This window comes from Brevundimonas sp. VNH65 (assembly GCF_049445955.1).
Taxonomy (GTDB): domain Bacteria; phylum Pseudomonadota; class Alphaproteobacteria; order Caulobacterales; family Caulobacteraceae; genus Brevundimonas.
In genome coordinates this window covers 250589-266619 of sequence record NZ_JBMSDX010000003.1, presented here as the reverse complement: position 1 = coordinate 266619, position 16031 = coordinate 250589, and the positions used below count along the sequence as shown (strand labels likewise).

The following is a 16031-nucleotide window of genomic DNA, read 5'->3' as shown; positions in this document are numbered from 1 at the left end:
CGGAAAACGGCCCGGGATCGCTCCCGGGCCGTCGGCCTTTCGACCGCCAGGCTCAGCTGGTCTTCAGCCGCCCTTCTTCAACTGCCAGGCCCCGCCGCCGGCGGCGGCGAGGTACAGAAAGACGAAGCAGAACAGGATGGCCGCGTCGCCGCCGTTGACGGCCGGATAGGGGCTGGAGGGGGCGTGGAACATCCAGTAGGCCACGGCCATCGTGCCCGAGGCCAGGAAGGCGGCCGGGCGCACGAACAGGCCCAGCACGATCAGGGCGCCGGTGACCAGTTCGATGATCGCGCCAATGCCCATGAGGCTGAGCAGGTTCTCGACCTGACCGGGCTGGGCGCCCTCGGGAAAGCCGAACAGTTTGATCACGCCGTGAGCCAGGAACAGGACGCCGGCGACGATGCGTAGGGCGGCCAGGGCGCGTGGGGCCCAGTCAGCGCTATTGAAGGAAGTCATTATTCTTCTCGATGATGAAGAGGACCGGCGTCGCCCGATGCGACGCCGGTTAAGCCACTGCAGTTGCGTCAGGCCGCGTCGACCAGCACCAGTTCGGCGTCGTTGACGGCCGTGACCTTCAGGACATCGACGTCGCGGATGGCGGCGCCGTCGCGAGCGTTGACGCGCACGCCGTTGATCTCCACGTCGCCCATCGCCGGAACGAGATAGCCGCGACGGTCGGCGCCCAGCGGATACTCAGCGGTCTCGCCAGCCTTCAGCGTCGCCGCCACGATGCGGGCGTCGGTGCGGATGGGCAGGACGTCGCCGTCCCCCTCGAAGCCCGAGGCCAGGATCACAAACTCACCGGCGCGATCCCCCTTGGGGAAGGGCTTGGCGCCCCAGGACGGCTTTTCGCCCCGCTTGGTCGGCTCGATCCAGATCTGGAAGATGCGGGTCAGGATCGGCTCGGCGTTGTATTCGGCGTGGCGGATGCCGGTGCCGGCGCTCATCACCTGGACGTCGCCGGCCTCGGTGCGGCCCTTGTTGCCCAGGCTGTCTTCGTGGGTGATGGCTCCTTCGCGGACATAGGTGATGATCTCCATGTCCGAGTGGGGGTGGGGCGGAAAGCCCGTGCCCGGCGCGATCTCGTCGTCATTCCAGACGCGCAGATTGCCCCAGCTCATCCGCGAGGGATCATAGTAGTTGGCGAAGGAGAAATGGTGTTTGGCGTTCAGCCAGCCGTGGTTCGCTCCGCCCAGGCTGCTGAAGGGTCTGACGTCGATCATGTCGGGTCTCCGGTTGGGAGCGTGTCGCAGGGAGCGACCGCTCTGGCTTGACGTCAAGATAGAGATCGCTTTCAGATCAGAAATAGAAACGAATGAAACTCATCGTTTCGTTCCGAAGGTGATCGCCCTTGTCCAAGCTGCCCGATCTCGAAGCCCTGGCCATCTTCGCCCGGGTGGCCGAGACCCAGTCCTTTTCCGGAGCCGGAGAGGCTTTGGGCCTGTCCAAGGCGACGGTGTCCAAGGCGGTGACCCGGCTGGAGCAGCGGCTGGGCACCACCCTGCTGCACCGGACCTCGCGCCGCTTCGCCCTGACCGAGACGGGCCGGATGCTGGCGGCGCGGGCGGCGGCCATGACGGCCGAGGCCGAGGCCGCCGAGTGCGAGGCCATGGATCAGGCCGTCAGCCCGCGCGGTCTGGTGCGGCTGGCCGCGCCGATGTCGTTCGGCATGGCCTATGTCGCGCCGGCCCTGCCGGAGTTTCTGGCCGGCCATCCGGACGTCTCGGTGGACCTGCACCTGTCGGACGAGGTCATCGACCTGGTCGGCGGCGGCTTCGACTGCGCCCTGCGGATCGCGGCCCTCGCCGATTCCTCTTTGACGGCGCGACGGCTGCGGACCGTGCGGCGCTGCATCGTCGCCGCCCCGGCCTATCTGGACCAGAGGGGGCGTCCCCGGCATCCCGACGACCTCGCCCGCCACGCCTGCCTCGGCTACGCCTATCTCCCCACGGCCAACACCTGGCGGTTGACGCACCGGACGACGGGGCAAGAGGCGTCGGTGCGCCTGCACGGCCCCATGCGCGCCAACAACGCCGACGCCCTGACCCATGCGGTGCGGGCGGGGCTGGGCGTCGCCGAACAGCCCGACTTCATTCACTGGCGGGATGTCGCCGAGGGCCGGCTGGAGGTCATCCTCCCCGACTGGTCCCTGCCGCCCATCTCCCTGCACCTGGTCGCGCCGGGGGGAGGGGGGCCGCGCCCGGCGCGGGTCAGCGCCCTGATGGACTACCTCGCCGCCCGCTTCGCCGCCCCGCTATGGCCGGGGGATCGGGTGGAATAAGAAGAAAGCTCGCGATGGAGGCCTGACCGGGAATCGAACCCGGGTGCAAGGATTTGCAGTCCTCTGCGTCACCACTCCGCCATCAGGCCGTCGGCGGTTCTGAACCGCCCCGCCATCGCGAGGGGCGTTCGCTATCAGATCGGATTGTCCGCCGCAACGCACGGACCTATAAGCGCCGCACAATTCTCTCGTTCGCCCCAGATCAGGATTCGCCCCATGGACTACGCCGCCGCTCGAAAGGTCATGGTGGATTCCCAGGTGCGGGTGAACGACGTCACCGACCGCGCCGTGCAGGCGGCCATGCTGGCCGTGCCGCGCGAGCGCTTCGTGCCCGCCGACCGGGCCTTCGCCGCCTATGCCGAGGTCGAGGTCGAGATCGCGGCCGGGCGCAAACTGATGCTGGCCCGCGACCTGTCCAAGCTGTTGCAGAATCTCGACGCGCGCGAGGGCGAGACCGTCCTGGCCGTCGCCGCCCCCTATGCGGCGGCGGTGCTGGCGCGGATGGGTCTGACGGTCACCGCCCAGGAATCGGACGCCGCCGTGTTTGAGGTCGCGGGCGCCGCCCTGGCTGAGGCGGGCGTCCAGACGGTGGTCGCGCCGTTGACCCAGCCGGCGGCCGGCGACTGGGACATCATCATCAGCGAAGGCGCCGTCGCCGCCCGGCCCGAGGCCTGGATCGCCGCCCTGAAGATCGGCGGCCGTCTGGTGGTGGTCGAGCGTCCGGGCGCGGCGGGCAAGGCCGTGCTGTATGTGCGCGGCGCCGCGGGCGTGTCGCGGCGCGAGCTGTTCGACGCCCATCCCGACGTCCTGGCTGAGCTGACGCCCGAGCCGACCTTCGCCCTCTGAACCGTCTGTCCAAGGCAGCGGACGTCCAGAAATCGCGTCCTTTCGTGTCTTTCGCGTCAGGGTTACGATCGGTCACGGGATTTGCGACGGACATGGCTGGCGTCCGCGTGAAAAAAACTTAACTGGCGCGACGTATCGGGAATGCGCTCTACGCCGGTGCAGCAAGGTGAGGCGCGGCGTGCGCGCCCTCTGGGGATTGAAGATGTTGAAACGCTCGTCGGTGCTGGCCTCTGTCGCCCTGTTCGCCCTGGCCGCCGTCGCCGCGCCGGTTTCGGCCGAGACCCTGTCGGACGCGATCGCCCTGGCCTACCGCACCAATCCGACCCTGCTGGCCCAGCGCGCCAACCAGCGGGCCTTGGATGAAAGCGTGCCCCAGGCCCGCGCCGGTCTGCGTCCGACGATCAGCGTCAGCGCCGACGTCGACTATTCGCGCGCCGACACCCCGGCCGGCGTGGTCGAGACCGACACCCTGGGCGTCGGCGTCGGCCTGAGCCAGAACCTCTACACCGGCGGTCGCGTCGGCCACGCGATCGGCGCCGCCGAGGCCAATGTCCTGGCCGGGCGCGAGCAGCTGCGCGGGGTCGAGCAGGCCGTGCTCGCCTCGGTCATCCAGGCCTATGTCGACGTGCGTCGCGACATGGAGATCCTGACCATTCGCCAGGACAATCTGGCCGTCCTGCGCCGTCAGCTGGACGAGGCCGACGCCCGCTTCGAGGTCGGCGAGATCACCCGCACCGACGTCGCCCAGGCCCAGGCCCGTCTGGCCCAGTCCGAGGCCGATCTGGCCCAGGCCCAGGCCCAGCTGTCGGTGTCGCGCGCCGCCTACGCCGCCGTGGTCGGCCAGGCGCCGACCAATCTGGAGGCGCCCGTCGCCCTGCCGGGCGTCCCGGCCGATTTCGATTCCGCCCTGGACGTCGGCCTGGTCGAGAACCCGGCCGTTCGCGGCGCCGAGTTCGCCCTGCGCGCCGCCGAGGCCCGCGTCGCCGCCGCCCGTTCCGAATATCTGCCGTCGGTGCGCGCCACCGCCTCCTATGGCGGGTCCAGCGACCTGTCGAACTTCGACCTGACGGATCGCACCGCCTTCACCGCCGGGGCCTCCCTGTCGGTGCCCCTGTTCACCGGCGGGCTGAACCGTTCGCGCGTGGCCCAGGCCCTGGAGACGGCCAACGCCGCCCAGATCGACCTGGAGGGCCAGCGTCGCGGCGTGCTGCAAGACGTGTCCTCCGCCTACGCCCAGCTGGTGTCGGCCCGGTCCAGCGTCGCCGCGGGCGAGCAGGCGGTTCGCGCCGCCTCGGTCGCCGCCGAGGGCGTGCGCCAGGAGGCCCAGGTGGGCCTGCGCACCACCCTGGACGTGCTGAACCAGGAGCTGGAGCTGCGCGCCGCCCAGGTGAACCTGGTCTCGGCCCGTCGCAACGAATACGTCGCCCAGGCGGCCGTTCTGGCGGCCATGGGTCGTCTGGAAGGCCCGCGTCTGGTCGCCGCGATCGACGCCTATGACGCCGGCGCCAATGCGGCGGCCGTGCGCTGGCGCGGGGCCCTGCCGTGGGATCCGGCGATCGAGGCCCTGGATCGGATCGCCGCGCCGCCGGTGGTTCCGGCCGCCGACGCCGAGGACGCCCCGATCGACGCCCAGCTCAAGGCCGACACGGCCGCAGCGGCTCCGGCCGTCGGCGACTGAGCGACCGCCGCCGCCCGTTTCCGGGGCGGTTCTGCGACGCGCTTAACCCAAACTAAGGAAATGGCGCGTTGATTCCATCGGGCGTTGATGCGACGACAGGCGTTCGCGGCGGGAGCCTGCGGGAGTCGGAGCGCCGGTCGGCGATACGTTTCTCCCCGCGTCCCCGACGCATCCCGCTTCAGGCCGTTCGAGGTTAGGCATGACCGACCAGTCCCAGGAACCGACCATGGAGGAAATCCTGGCGTCCATTCGCCGGATCATCTCCGAGGACGACCAGCCTGCCGAAACGGCCGCCGCGGCTCCCGCGCCGCAGCCTGCTCCCGCGCCCGAACCCGAGCCGGAGCCCGTGGCCGAGGCCGCGCCCTTTCCGATGCCGGAGCCTGAGCCGATCTTCGAGGCCGAGGACGACGTTCTGGACCTCACCGAGCCCTATGAGGCCGCACCGGTCGAATCCATCGGCGACCTGGATGTGTCCGGCCCCGAGGACGCCTACACCAGCAGCTATGTCGAGCCTGAGCCCGAGCCGGAGCCTGCCGCTCCGACCGCAGCCGCGCCCGATTATGACGCCCTGGTCGGGGAAAGCGCCGCCGCCAGCGCCGCCTCGGCCTTCGCCGGCCTGCACGCGCTGAAAAAGCCCGCATCCTCCGCCGCCGCCCCGGCTGCGGACCTGACCTTCGCCAGCGGCTCGACCGTCGAGGCCATGGTCGCCGACATGCTGCGCCCGATGCTGAAGGACTGGCTCGACGCCAATCTGCCCGGCATCGTCGAGGAGGCGGTACGCAAGGAAGTCGAGCGCATCTCGCGCAGCGTCTAGCCCTTCGCCACACCCGCGACTAAGGATCAGGGGCGGCTCCGGGTGGGGCCGCCCTTTTTCATTCCCCAACCGTGCATCCCGGCGAAGGCCGGGATCCAGAGGAGTTCCCGCTCCACGAAATCCCGGGTCGGCTCGCGAGTTTCGCCCATCCGACCGTCTGGACCCCGGCCTGCGCCGGGGTGCACGGCAAGGGAGTTCGCCGAACGAACGAAGACGACCGCCATGCTTGAAAAGACCTTCGATCCCCAGGCCGCCGAGCCGCGCCTCTACGCCCAGTGGGAGGCGTCGGGTCTGTTCGCGCCGAAGACGGACGCCTCGGCCCAGTGCTATTCGATCGTCATTCCGCCGCCGAACGTGACGGGAACCCTGCACATCGGCCACGCCCTGAACAACACGCTTCAGGACATCCTGGCCCGCTATCACCGGATGAAGGGCAAGGCCGTGCTGTGGCTGCCCGGCACTGACCATGCGGGCATCGCGACCCAGATGGTGGTCGAGCGCCAGCTTGCGGCGGCGGGCAACATCAGCCGCCGCGACATGGGCCGCGACGCCTTCGTCGAGAAGGTCTGGGACTGGAAGGCCACCAGCGCCGGAGCCATCCAGGGTCAGCTGCGCCGCCTGGGATCATCCTGCGACTGGTCGCGCGAACGCTTCACCCTCGATCCCAACCTCCAGGACGCCGTCCGTAAGGTCTTCGTGCAGCTGCACAAGGAGGGCCTGATCTATCGAGACAAGCGGCTGGTGAACTGGGACCCGCATTTCCAGACCGCCATCTCGGACCTGGAGGTCGAACAGCGCGAGGTCGAGGGCGCCTACTGGCACTTCGCCTATCCGCTGGCGGATGGCGTCACCTACGAACACCCCGTCGCCTTCGACGAGGACGGCAAGGCGACCGAATGGGAGACGCGCGATTACATCGTCGTCGCCACCACCCGGCCCGAGACCATGCTGGGCGACACCGGCGTGGCCGTGCACCCGGACGATGAACGCTACGCCTCGATCGTCGGCAAGTCGGTGATCCTGCCCATCACCGGCCGTCGCATTCCCATCGTCGCCGACGACTACGCCGATCCGACCAAGGGATCGGGCGCGGTGAAGATCACCCCGGCGCACGACTTCAACGATTTCCAGGTCGGCAAGCGAGCGGGTTTGCCATCAATCAACATTCTGGATGCCTATGGCAGGATCATCTCCTCGCCGCTGGATGACTTCAGTTTCGGCCACAAGGCCGTGGTCAATGGAGTCCAGCACGCTGACGAAGATGGCCTGCTTGGCCCGCCGACAGTCGATGCCATCCCGGAAGAACTTAGGGGCCTCGACCGCTTCGCCGCGCGCAAGGCCATTGTCGCCCGCGCCGAGGCCGAGGGCTGGCTGAAAGAGATCGAGAAGACGAAGCACATGGTCCCGCATGGCGACCGTTCCGGCGTCGTCATCGAGCCCTGGCTGACGGATCAATGGTACGTCGACGCCCATACCCTGGCCCAGCCCGCCATCAAGGCGGTCGAGACCGGCGCGACCACCTTTGAACCCGCCTCCTATTCGAAGATCTATTTCGAATGGCTGCGCAATATCGAGCCCTGGTGCATCTCGCGCCAACTCTGGTGGGGTCACCGCATCCCGGCCTGGTATGGCCCCAATGGCGAGATCTACGTCGCCGAAACGGAAACCGACGCCCGCGAACAGGCGATGGCCGACTATGACCATGAGGTCGTCCTGCATCAGGACGAGGACGTCCTCGACACCTGGTTCTCCTCGGCCCTGTGGCCCTTCTCGACCATGGGCTGGCCGGAGAAGACCGAGGATCTGGAACGCTTCTATCCGACCAGCGATCTGGTCACGGCGGCGGACATCATCTTCTTCTGGGTCGCCCGGATGATGATGATGGGCCTGCACTTCATGGATGAGGTCCCGTTCCGGCGGGTCATCATCAACGGTCTGGTCCGCGACGAGAAGGGCCAGAAGATGTCGAAGTCCAAGGGGAACGTCATCGATCCCTTGACCATCATCGACGAACTGGGCGCCGACCCGCTGCGCTTCACCATGGCCATCCTGTCGGGCACGCGCGACATCAAGCTGTCGAAGCAGCGGATCGAGGGCTATCGCAACTTCGGCACCAAGCTGTGGAACGCCGCCCGCTTCAGCCAGGTGAACGAGGCCAAGCGCGTCGAGGGCTTCGATCCCGCCACGGTCGACCAGACGATCAACCGCTGGATTCGCGGCGAACTGCTGAAGGCGGAACGTCAGGTGGCCGAGGCCATCGAGGGCGGCCGCTTCGACGACGCGGCCTCGGCCCTCTACCGCTTCGTCTGGAACGTCTTCTGCGACTGGTATCTGGAACTGGCCAAGCCGGTGTTCAACGGGTCGGATGAGGCCGCCAGGGCCGAGACCCGCGCCATGACCGCCTGGACGCTGGATCAGACGCTGAAGCTGCTGCACCCGGTCATGCCCTTCATCACCGAGGAGCTTTGGGCCGAACTGGGCAAGGAGGGGCCGGCTCGCGAGACCCTGCTGATCGGCGCTGAATGGCCGGTCCTGCCGGACGACTTCGCGGACCCTGAGGCCGAGGCCGAGATCGGCTGGCTGGTCGATCTGGTCACCGAAATCCGCGGCCTGCGCGCCGAGATGAACGTGCCCCCGTCCGCCAAGCCGCCCCTGGCCTTCGTCGCGCCGGATTCGACCACGGCCGGGCGGATCGATAGTCATCAGAATCTTCTGATTACTCTTGGTCGCGTATCTGAAATCTCCGTCGTCGACGCCGCGCCCGAGGGCGCCGTCACCTTCGTCTCCGGCGGGGCGACGGCGGCCCTGTCCCTGGCCGGAATCATCGACCTGACCGCCGAGAGGACCCGTCTGGCCAAGGAGATCGCCGCCTTCGACAGCGACATCGGCCATTTCAACAAGAAGCTCGGCAACCCCAACTTCGTCGCCAAGGCCGCCCCCGCCGTCATCGAGGAACAACGCGCCAAACTGGCCGAGGCCGAAGCCGGCAAGGCCCGTCTCGAGGCGGCGCTGCAACGTTTGAGTTCGCTGTGACCCCTTCTCCCCTCGGGGGAGAAGGTGGCCCGGAGGGCCGGATGAGGGGGCTGGTCAGGCCATCCTCTTCGGTTGATGTTCGATGTGCGACGGGCAACCCCCTCATCCGTCTCGCTACGCGAGCCACCTTCTCCCCCGAGGGGAGAAGGAAGTGAGGATCGACCACCTGCTGATCCAGCGCGGCCTGTTCGATACCCGCGCCCGGGCCAAGGCCGCCATCGAGGCCGGTCTGGTCACGGCGAACGGCGTCGTGGTGAAGAAGCCGTCGGAACAGGTCGCCGACGACGCCGTCCTCACCGCCGAGGCCGCGCACCGCTTCGTCGGCCGCGGTGCCCTGAAACTGGATCACGCCCTCACCCTCTGGCCCGTGGCGGTCGAGGGGCGCACGGTTCTGGACGTCGGCGCCTCAACCGGGGGCTTCACCGAGGTCTGTCTGGAGCGCGGCGCCGCCCGTGTCTTCGCCGTCGACGTGGGGCAGGGGCAGCTCCATCCCCGCATCGCGTCCGATGCCCGCGTCGTCGATCTGGAGAAGACCGACGCGCGCGACCTGACGCCCGACCTGATTCCCGTTCCGCCCGGCCTGATCGTCTGCGACGCCAGCTTCATCAGCCTGACGAAGGTCCTGCCCGTCGCCCTGTCGCTGGCTGCGCCGGACGCGGACCTCGTTACCCTGGTCAAGCCGCAGTTCGAGATGGACAGCCGCAAGGACGTCGGACGGGGCGGGGTGGTGCGTGACGCCGAGGCGCGCCAGGCGACGCTGGATCGGGTCGTGGCCTGGCTGGAAGGCGAGGGCTGGACCGTCCTCGAAACCGCCGATAGCCCCATCTCCGGCGGCGACGGCAATGTCGAATTCCTCGTCTGGGCCCGTCGGGCCTGACCTCTCCCTCCCCTTCATGTGGAGGGACGATCGCGTAGCGATCAGGGTGGGGAAGTTTGAAGTCGCGAGCGTGGATTGGACATCCCCACCCGGGTTCGGCTTCGCCTCACCATCCCTCCCCATGAAGGGGAGGGAGAACGCATGAGCCGAGCATAGCGCCGATCACATCAACCCCGCGCTCAAGCCGCGAGGTTCCGCGAGCCGAGCATAGCGCCACAAACAAAGAAAAACCGCCGGCGGAGGGATCCGCCGGCGGCTTCCGTCACATCGCGAACTGCACAGGGGGGCTGAAAGTCAGTCCACGACGCGATAACGGCCCGATCGGTCGGGGCAGGTGCGGACATAGCGGGTCTCGCTGCGCCCGTCGGGCAGGCGGATGCGGCTTTCAGCCAGGCGGCAGCCATCGTTGTCATACCGGCCCCGGTCGTCGCGGTCGTAATAGCCGCCGCCCGAGCCGTAGCGGTCGCCATGGCGGGGATCGGACGAATAGGGGCCGTAGCCGTTCTCGTCATAATAGACCGAGCCGCCGCCATAGCTGCTCCCGTAGCCGCTGCCGTAGCTGTAGCCCGAGGAATAGGACGGGCTGTGGCCGTAGGACTGGGAGTAGCCGTATCCGCTGGAATAGGCGGGCGGGTTCGGCGAATAGGCGTAGCCGTCCCGATAGTCGTCGCGATAGCCGTAGCACTGGTCGCCCGATCCGCGACCGGCGGCCGATCCGACCACGGCGCCCAGGACGCCGCCCAGGATCGAACCCTCGGTGCGACGACCGCGCGCGGCCAGCTGCGAGCCGATCACTGCCCCCGCGCCCGCGCCGATCACGGCCCCGGCGCCGGTGCGGCCCTGGCGGTTGCGCTCGCAATAGTCGGGATAGGCGTAGGTCTGGCCGCCGTAGCCGGGCACATAGCCCTGGTGGGTGTAGACCTGGGCCGAGGCGGCGGCGGGAACGGCGCTGAGGGCGGCCGCGGCGGCGGCGGCGATCATCGCGGGCCGGGCAAGACGGGTGAACATGGCGTGAAACCCCTGAAGTGGATGCGGGCTGAACGGTTCAGCCGCCCCTCCGTTGCCGACAGGGTTAAGGATTCGAACATGAACGGCCGTTGAACAGTCCAGCTCGCGCGTGATCGGGGCTTTGAAGCGACGGAACTTTCCGGAAAACCCCCGTCGCGGCTGGATTAATTCGAGGTCATGACCTCGAGTTAAAATGACTTTGGACGGGGCGCGGCGCATCCCTTGGTCACTGACAGAGAGGAAGCCGTCATGAAGACCGTCGTTCTGAGCGCCGTCGCCGCCGTCCTGGGCCTGGCCGCCGCCGCATCGCCCGCCGCCGCCGAAACCTTCGACGCCCGTCGCGTCGAGCTGAAGGACGCAGTCGCCCGCGTCGTGGTCATCGTCGAGGACCGTTCGGACGTCTCGATCGAGGTCGAGCCGGGCCGGGCCGGCCTGCCGGCGCTGCAGCTGCGCCGCGAGGCGGGCAAGGTGGTGCTGGACGGTGGTCTGCGCCGCGACATCCGCAACTGCCGCTCCGGCCCCGCCTACGCCCGTCAACCGGGCGAGGGCGCCTCAGTGGAGGTCCGCAATCGCGGCCGCATCGACATGAACGACGCCAGCCTTGTCGTCATCCGCGCCCCGCGCGACGTCCGGGTGGACGGCGGCGGCGCCGTGTTCGGCTCGGTCGGGCCGGGCGCGCGCTCGCTGGAGCTGAACGCCGCCGGCTGCGGCGACTGGACCGTGGCCAACGTCGGCGGTCCGATGCAGCTTCAGATCGGCGGGTCCGGCACGGTGCGGGCGGGCACGTCCTCCCGCCTGGACGTCAACATCGGCGGATCGGGCGACGTGGTCGCCGGGGCCACCGGCGACCTGGAAGCGAACATCGGCGGCTCGGGCAGCATCGTCGTGGCGCGCGCCGAGGGCGACGCCGATCTGGCCATCGGCGGATCGGGCGACATCACCGTGCGCGGCGGCCGGGCGCGTAACCTGTCGGTGGCGATCGCCGGATCGGGCGACATCGATTTCCGTGGCGAGGCCGACCAGGTGGACGCCGCCATTGTCGGCTCGGGCGACGTGCGGGTCTCGCGCGTCCGCGGCGAGGTCAGCCGCGCGGTCATGGGCTCCGGCTCGGTGATCATCGGGCGCTAGAACGAAATCGGTCGCGTTGGACGCCGTCCAGCTCGGCTCAGATTTCGCTCAAGCTGTTATCAGATCCCAGCTGCGTCCGACGAGGGAAGGCCGGAGTTGCGTCTCCGGCCTTCTTCACGTCCGATGTCAGGCGCGGCCGCCGCTGACGTCAGGAAACGACAGTGGCCGGCGCCGCATGCGCTCCGCGAGGATGTTCTCCATCCACGGAGAAAACGATGAAGTCCTGGCGTAACGGCGGCGTGGCCGTCCTGGCGTTGACGGCGGCGGCCTGTACGGCCGTGATTTCGGGTCCGGCCCAGGCCCATGTCCAGGCCCAGGAGCCCCCGCCTGGGTTCGCCTGGTATGTGCTGAACCAGCTCAACAGCTTCGGCTTCGACATCGATGACCCCACCAATCGGCCCCCTCTGGTCACCGAGGTTCCCGAGGGCGTCCTGATCCCTGTCGACGTCAGCAAGGACGGCGTGACCGACTGGCTGATCCAGTGGCCCGAAGACACCCAGTTCTGCGGCACCGGCGGCTGCCAACGCAGCCTCTATGTCAGCGACGACGGCGGCTATGTCCGCGCCTTCGACCGTCAGGCCTGGGATCTGGAGATCAGGCCGGTCGGTGCCGAGATTCGGCTGGAGGCGTCCTTCCATCACCTGAACTGCTCGCCGGCCCGCGAGACCTGCCGCTTGGCCTGGGCCTGGGCCCCCGCCGCGCGCCGTCTTGCGGAGAGGCCCAGTTCCGACGGCGCGCGCATCATCGGCGGCATGGGGGAAGGGCCGGTCGATCTCGGCGAGAAGGATGGCGAAACCGTTCTGCCCGACGACATGCCCCGGGCGGTCTATGACCTGCGACAGGCCGGCCGCCGCGCCTGCCCCCTTCCGGACGAGGCGGGCGGCGTGAACATCTACTTCCCCGCCGTGGGGGACATCCCGGACGTCAACGGCGACGGCGTGCGCGACTGGGTGATCGAGGCGCCCGGAACCTGCGCGGGACAGCCCGGTCCCGAATACGGCTATCAGGTCTGGGCGTCGGACGGACAGGGCGGGGCGACCCTGGCCTTCACATCGGCGACCGAGCGGTGGCCGCGACTCGACGTCGGCGCGACGCCGGCGGTCCTGCTGGACGGCCCCGGCTGTGGTGAAGGCGAGAATTGCCCGACCGTCGCCCTGACCTGGGATGCGACCAGCCGGACCCTGACGCCGGGGCGGTAAATCCTGCCGCTGAATCCGACGCGGGCCGCTTGACGAAAACGGAATCGATCGGCATAAGCCCGCACTCTTGTTGGACTGGCTGTGCGGCCGGACGCCCTCGCTGAGGGACAAAGGCCGCAGACGCAGTTCGCAGGAACGACCTAAGTACCTGTTCTTTGCAGCTTCTTGGGACTTCACGGCCTTCGCGGGGGACTGCGTGGGCCGATCGTTTTTGCGAAGTGCGTACTCTGAGGGTTTCGACCCGAAGACTCCGGTCTTTGAAATGGTTCACAGGGACGCAGGTTCGCCTGCTTGGGAATAGCAACCGATATGGATCAGAGCATCCGCATCAGGCTCAAGGCCTTCGATCACCGCGTCCTCGACTTTTCGACGCGCGAAATCGTCAATACGGCCAAGCGCACCGGCGCGACCGTCCGCGGTCCGATTCCGCTGCCGACCCTGATCGAAAAGTTCACCGTGAACCGCTCGCCGCACGTCGACAAGAAGTCGCGCGAGCAGTTTGAAATCCGCACGCACAAGCGCGTGCTCGACATCGTCGATCCGACCCCGCAGACCGTGGACGCGCTGATGAAGCTCGACCTGTCCGCCGGCGTCGACGTCGAAATCAAGATTTAAGAAGAAAGAGGCGGGATCCGATGCGCACGGGCGTGATCGCCAAGAAGCTGGGCATGACCCGCGTGTTCGCCGAAGACGGCGCGCACGTTCCGGTCACCGTGCTCCAGCTCGACGACTGTCAGGTCGTCGGCCAACGCACTCAGGAGCGGGACGGCTACGTCGCCCTGCAGCTGGGCGCCGGGGCCAAGAAGGCAAAGAACACCAACAAGGCTCAACGCACGACCTTCGCGAATGCGGAAGTCGAGCCGAAGCATGTCGTCACCGAGTTCCGCGTGTCGGAAGACGCGCTGATCGAAGTGGGCGCGACCCTGTCGGCCGACCATTTCGTCGCCGGCCAGAAGGTCGACATCCAGGGCGAGACCATCGGTAAGGGCTTCGCCGGCGCCATGAAGCGCTGGAACTTCGGCGGTCTGCGGGCCACCCACGGCGTGTCGGTGTCGCACCGTTCGCACGGCTCGACGGGCAACCGTCAGGACCCGGGCAAGACCTTCAAGGGCAAGAAGATGGCCGGTCACTACGGGACCGAGACCATCACCACCCAGAACCTGACCGTCGTCCGCGTGGACGCCGAGCGCGGCCTGATCCTGGTCAAGGGCGCCGTCCCGGGCCACGAAGGCAGCTGGGTCAAGGTCCGCGACGCGCACAAGAAGCCGCACGCCGACCTGCCGTTCCCCGGTTCGTTCAAGAAGGCCGGTCAAGCCGCCGCCGCTCCCGCCGAAACTCCGGCGGAAGACGCTCCGGCCGCTGAAGTCGTCGAAGGCGGTGAAGCGTAATGAAACTCTCGGTCATCAAACTGGACGGCAAGGCCGCCGGCGACGTGGAACTGTCTGACGCCGTGTTCGGCATCGACGAGATCCGCGGCGACATCCTGGCCCGCACCGTCAACTGGCAGCTGGCCAAGCGCCGCGCCGGCACGCACAAGGTTCAGACCCGCAACGAGAACTCTCGTACGGGCAAGAAGATGTACAAGCAGAAGGGCACCGGCGGCGCCCGTCACGGTTCGCGCCGTGCGCCGCAGTTCGTCGGCGGTTCGCGCGCCTTCGGCCCGGTCGTCCGCTCGCACGCCTTCGACCTGCCGAAGAAGATCCGCGCCCTGGCCCTGCGCCACGCCCTGTCCTCCAAGGTCAAGGCCGACGCCCTGGTCGTGGTCGACAGCCTGACGGTCAAGGAAGCCAAGACCGCCGCCCTGCGCGAGCAGTTCGGCAAGCTGGGCTGGACCAAGGCCCTGATCATCGCCGGTCCGGAAGTCGACAAGAACTTCGGCCTGGCCGCCCGCAACATCCCGCACATCGACGTGCTGCCGAACGCCGGCCTGAACGTCTATGACATCCTGCGGGCCGACAAGCTGGTGCTGACCAAGGCCGCCGTCGAGGCGATCGAAGCCCGCTTCAGCGACAAGGAAGCCGCGTAATGGCCGCTCAACCTACCGCCAAGCACTACGACACCATCCTGGCGCCGGTCATCACCGAGAAGGCCACGATCCTGTCGGAGCAGAACAAGGTCGTCTTCCGCGTCGCGGACACGGCCACCAAGGACGAGATCGCCGCGGCGGTCGAAAGCCTGTTCAAGGTCAACGTCCTGAAGGTCAACACCCTGGTCCAAAAGGGCAAGACCAAGCGCTTCCGGGGCATCGCCGGCCGCCGGGTCGACATCAAAAAAGCGATCGTGACCCTGGCCGAAGGCCAGTCGATCGACGTCACGACGGGGCTCTGAGCACATGGCTTTGAAGACCTACAATCCGACTTCGCCGGGCCGTCGCGCCCTGGTGCTGATCGACCGTTCGGAACTGCACAAGGGCCGTCCGGAAAAGTCGCTGACCGAAGGCCTGACCAAGTCGGGCGGACGCGGTCAGGGCGGCCGGATCGCCGTTCGCTTCCGCGGCGGCGGCGCCAAGACCCTGTATCGCAAGATCGACTTCAAGCGTCGCAAGTTCGCCTCGGCGACCGTCGAGCGTCTGGAATACGATCCGAACCGCACCGCCTTCATCGCCCTCATCACCTATGAGGACGGCGAAAAGGCCTACATCATCGCGCCGCAACGCCTGAAGGCGGGCGACGTGATCGTGGCCGGCGAAAAGACCGACGTGAAGCCTGGCAACGCCATGCCGCTGCGTTCGATCCCGGTTGGCACGATCATCCACAACGTCGAGATGAAGCCGGGCAAGGGCGCCCAGCTGGCCCGTTCGGCCGGCGCCTACGCCCAGCTGGTCGGCCGCGATCAGGGCTACGCCCAGATCCGTCTCGGCTCGGGCGAGCTGCGCATGGTTCTGGACGGCTGCATGGCCACGGTGGGCGCGGTGTCGAACCCCGACCACATGAACCAGAACCTCGGCAAGGCCGGTCGCAAGCGTCACATGGGCTTCCGCCCGCACGTCCGCGGCGTCGCCATGAACCCGATCGACCACCCGCACGGTGGTGGTGAAGGCCGGACCTCGGGCGGCCGCACGCCGGTCACGCCGTGGGGCAAGGACACCAAGGGCACCCGCACCCGCAAGAACAAGGCCACGGACAAGTTCATCATCCGTAGCCGCCACGTGAAGAAGGCTCGCTAAG

At 68.2% G+C, this 16031-nt stretch carries 16 protein-coding genes and 1 tRNA gene; 13 read left to right on the top strand and 4 right to left on the bottom strand.

What is annotated here, in order from left to right:
- Nucleotides 1-63: 63 nt before the first annotated feature.
- Both ACO2Q1_RS08305 and ACO2Q1_RS08300 read right to left on the bottom strand, forming a co-directional pair.
- Nucleotides 64-456: a DoxX family protein gene (locus ACO2Q1_RS08305; RefSeq protein WP_423329028.1), complete on the bottom strand. Its 393-nt coding sequence runs from the start codon at nt 454-456 to the stop codon at nt 64-66.
- 68 nt (nt 457-524) lie between these two features.
- On the bottom strand, nt 525-1223 hold the full coding sequence (locus tag ACO2Q1_RS08300) for a pirin family protein (RefSeq protein ID WP_423329027.1): 699 nt from the start codon (nt 1221-1223) through the stop codon (nt 525-527).
- 128 nt (nt 1224-1351) lie between these two features.
- Here ACO2Q1_RS08300 and ACO2Q1_RS08295 point away from each other — a divergent pair, with 128 nt between their 5' ends.
- The gene (locus ACO2Q1_RS08295; RefSeq protein ID WP_423329026.1) at nt 1352-2281 is read left to right on the top strand and encodes a LysR family transcriptional regulator; all 930 of its coding nucleotides are present in this window, start codon (nt 1352-1354) and stop codon (nt 2279-2281) included.
- Between the two features lie 15 nt (nt 2282-2296).
- On the opposite strand, the gene ACO2Q1_RS08290 is transcribed toward ACO2Q1_RS08295, so the two are convergent.
- Nucleotides 2297-2370 (bottom strand) — tRNA-Cys (locus ACO2Q1_RS08290).
- A gap of 127 nt (nt 2371-2497) precedes the next feature.
- Between ACO2Q1_RS08290 and ACO2Q1_RS08285 the strand changes: the two genes are divergently transcribed.
- The 5 genes from ACO2Q1_RS08285 (at nt 2498) to ACO2Q1_RS08265 (ending at nt 9529) form a co-directional block, all read left to right on the top strand.
- Nucleotides 2498-3127: a protein-L-isoaspartate O-methyltransferase family protein gene (locus ACO2Q1_RS08285; RefSeq protein ID WP_423329025.1), complete on the top strand. Its 630-nt coding sequence runs from the start codon at nt 2498-2500 to the stop codon at nt 3125-3127.
- Nucleotides 3128-3329: 202 nt separating this feature from the next.
- Nucleotides 3330-4805 (top strand): TolC family outer membrane protein, encoded by a 1476-nt coding sequence (locus ACO2Q1_RS08280; RefSeq protein WP_423329024.1) that lies wholly within the window; start codon nt 3330-3332, stop codon nt 4803-4805.
- A gap of 199 nt (nt 4806-5004) precedes the next feature.
- The gene (locus ACO2Q1_RS08275) at nt 5005-5619 is read left to right on the top strand and encodes a DUF2497 domain-containing protein (protein WP_423329023.1); all 615 of its coding nucleotides are present in this window, start codon (nt 5005-5007) and stop codon (nt 5617-5619) included.
- A gap of 222 nt (nt 5620-5841) precedes the next feature.
- Nucleotides 5842-8652 (top strand): valine--tRNA ligase, encoded by a 2811-nt coding sequence (locus ACO2Q1_RS08270; protein ID WP_423329022.1) that lies wholly within the window; start codon nt 5842-5844, stop codon nt 8650-8652.
- Between the two features lie 151 nt (nt 8653-8803).
- Nucleotides 8804-9529 (top strand): TlyA family RNA methyltransferase, encoded by a 726-nt coding sequence (locus tag ACO2Q1_RS08265; protein WP_423329021.1) that lies wholly within the window; start codon nt 8804-8806, stop codon nt 9527-9529.
- Between the two features lie 294 nt (nt 9530-9823).
- Here ACO2Q1_RS08265 and ACO2Q1_RS08260 read toward each other — a convergent pair whose 3' ends face one another.
- Nucleotides 9824-10537 carry a hypothetical protein gene (locus tag ACO2Q1_RS08260; protein ID WP_423329020.1) on the bottom strand — a complete coding sequence of 238 codons (714 nt, stop codon included), beginning with the start codon at nt 10535-10537 and terminating at the stop codon, nt 9824-9826.
- 249 nt (nt 10538-10786) lie between these two features.
- On the opposite strand from ACO2Q1_RS08260, the gene ACO2Q1_RS08255 reads away from it, so the two are divergent.
- The 7 genes from ACO2Q1_RS08255 (at nt 10787) to rplB (ending at nt 16030) form a co-directional block, all read left to right on the top strand.
- The gene (locus tag ACO2Q1_RS08255; RefSeq protein WP_423329019.1) at nt 10787-11665 is read left to right on the top strand and encodes a GIN domain-containing protein; all 879 of its coding nucleotides are present in this window, start codon (nt 10787-10789) and stop codon (nt 11663-11665) included.
- 215 nt (nt 11666-11880) lie between these two features.
- Entirely contained in the window at nt 11881-12864 is a 984-nt protein-coding gene (locus ACO2Q1_RS08250; RefSeq protein WP_423329018.1) for a hypothetical protein, read from the top strand.
- Between the two features lie 309 nt (nt 12865-13173).
- Entirely contained in the window at nt 13174-13479 is a 306-nt protein-coding gene (rpsJ, locus tag ACO2Q1_RS08245) for a 30S ribosomal protein S10 (protein WP_003164367.1), read from the top strand.
- Between the two features lie 20 nt (nt 13480-13499).
- A complete protein-coding gene (rplC, locus tag ACO2Q1_RS08240) occupies nt 13500-14252 on the top strand; it encodes a 50S ribosomal protein L3 (RefSeq protein WP_423329017.1) in 753 nt (250 codons plus the stop codon).
- Entirely contained in the window at nt 14252-14890 is a 639-nt protein-coding gene (rplD, locus tag ACO2Q1_RS08235) for a 50S ribosomal protein L4 (protein WP_423329016.1), read from the top strand. The genes rplC and rplD overlap by 1 nt, the downstream gene beginning before the upstream one ends.
- Nucleotides 14890-15192, top strand: coding sequence for a 50S ribosomal protein L23 (locus ACO2Q1_RS08230; protein WP_423329015.1), 303 nt, complete (start codon nt 14890-14892; stop codon nt 15190-15192). The genes rplD and ACO2Q1_RS08230 overlap by 1 nt, the downstream gene beginning before the upstream one ends.
- Nucleotides 15193-15196: 4 nt before the next feature.
- Nucleotides 15197-16030, top strand: a complete 834-nt coding sequence (gene rplB / locus ACO2Q1_RS08225) for a 50S ribosomal protein L2 (protein WP_423329014.1) — start codon at nt 15197-15199, stop codon at nt 16028-16030.
- Nucleotide 16031: the final 1 nt, after the last annotated feature.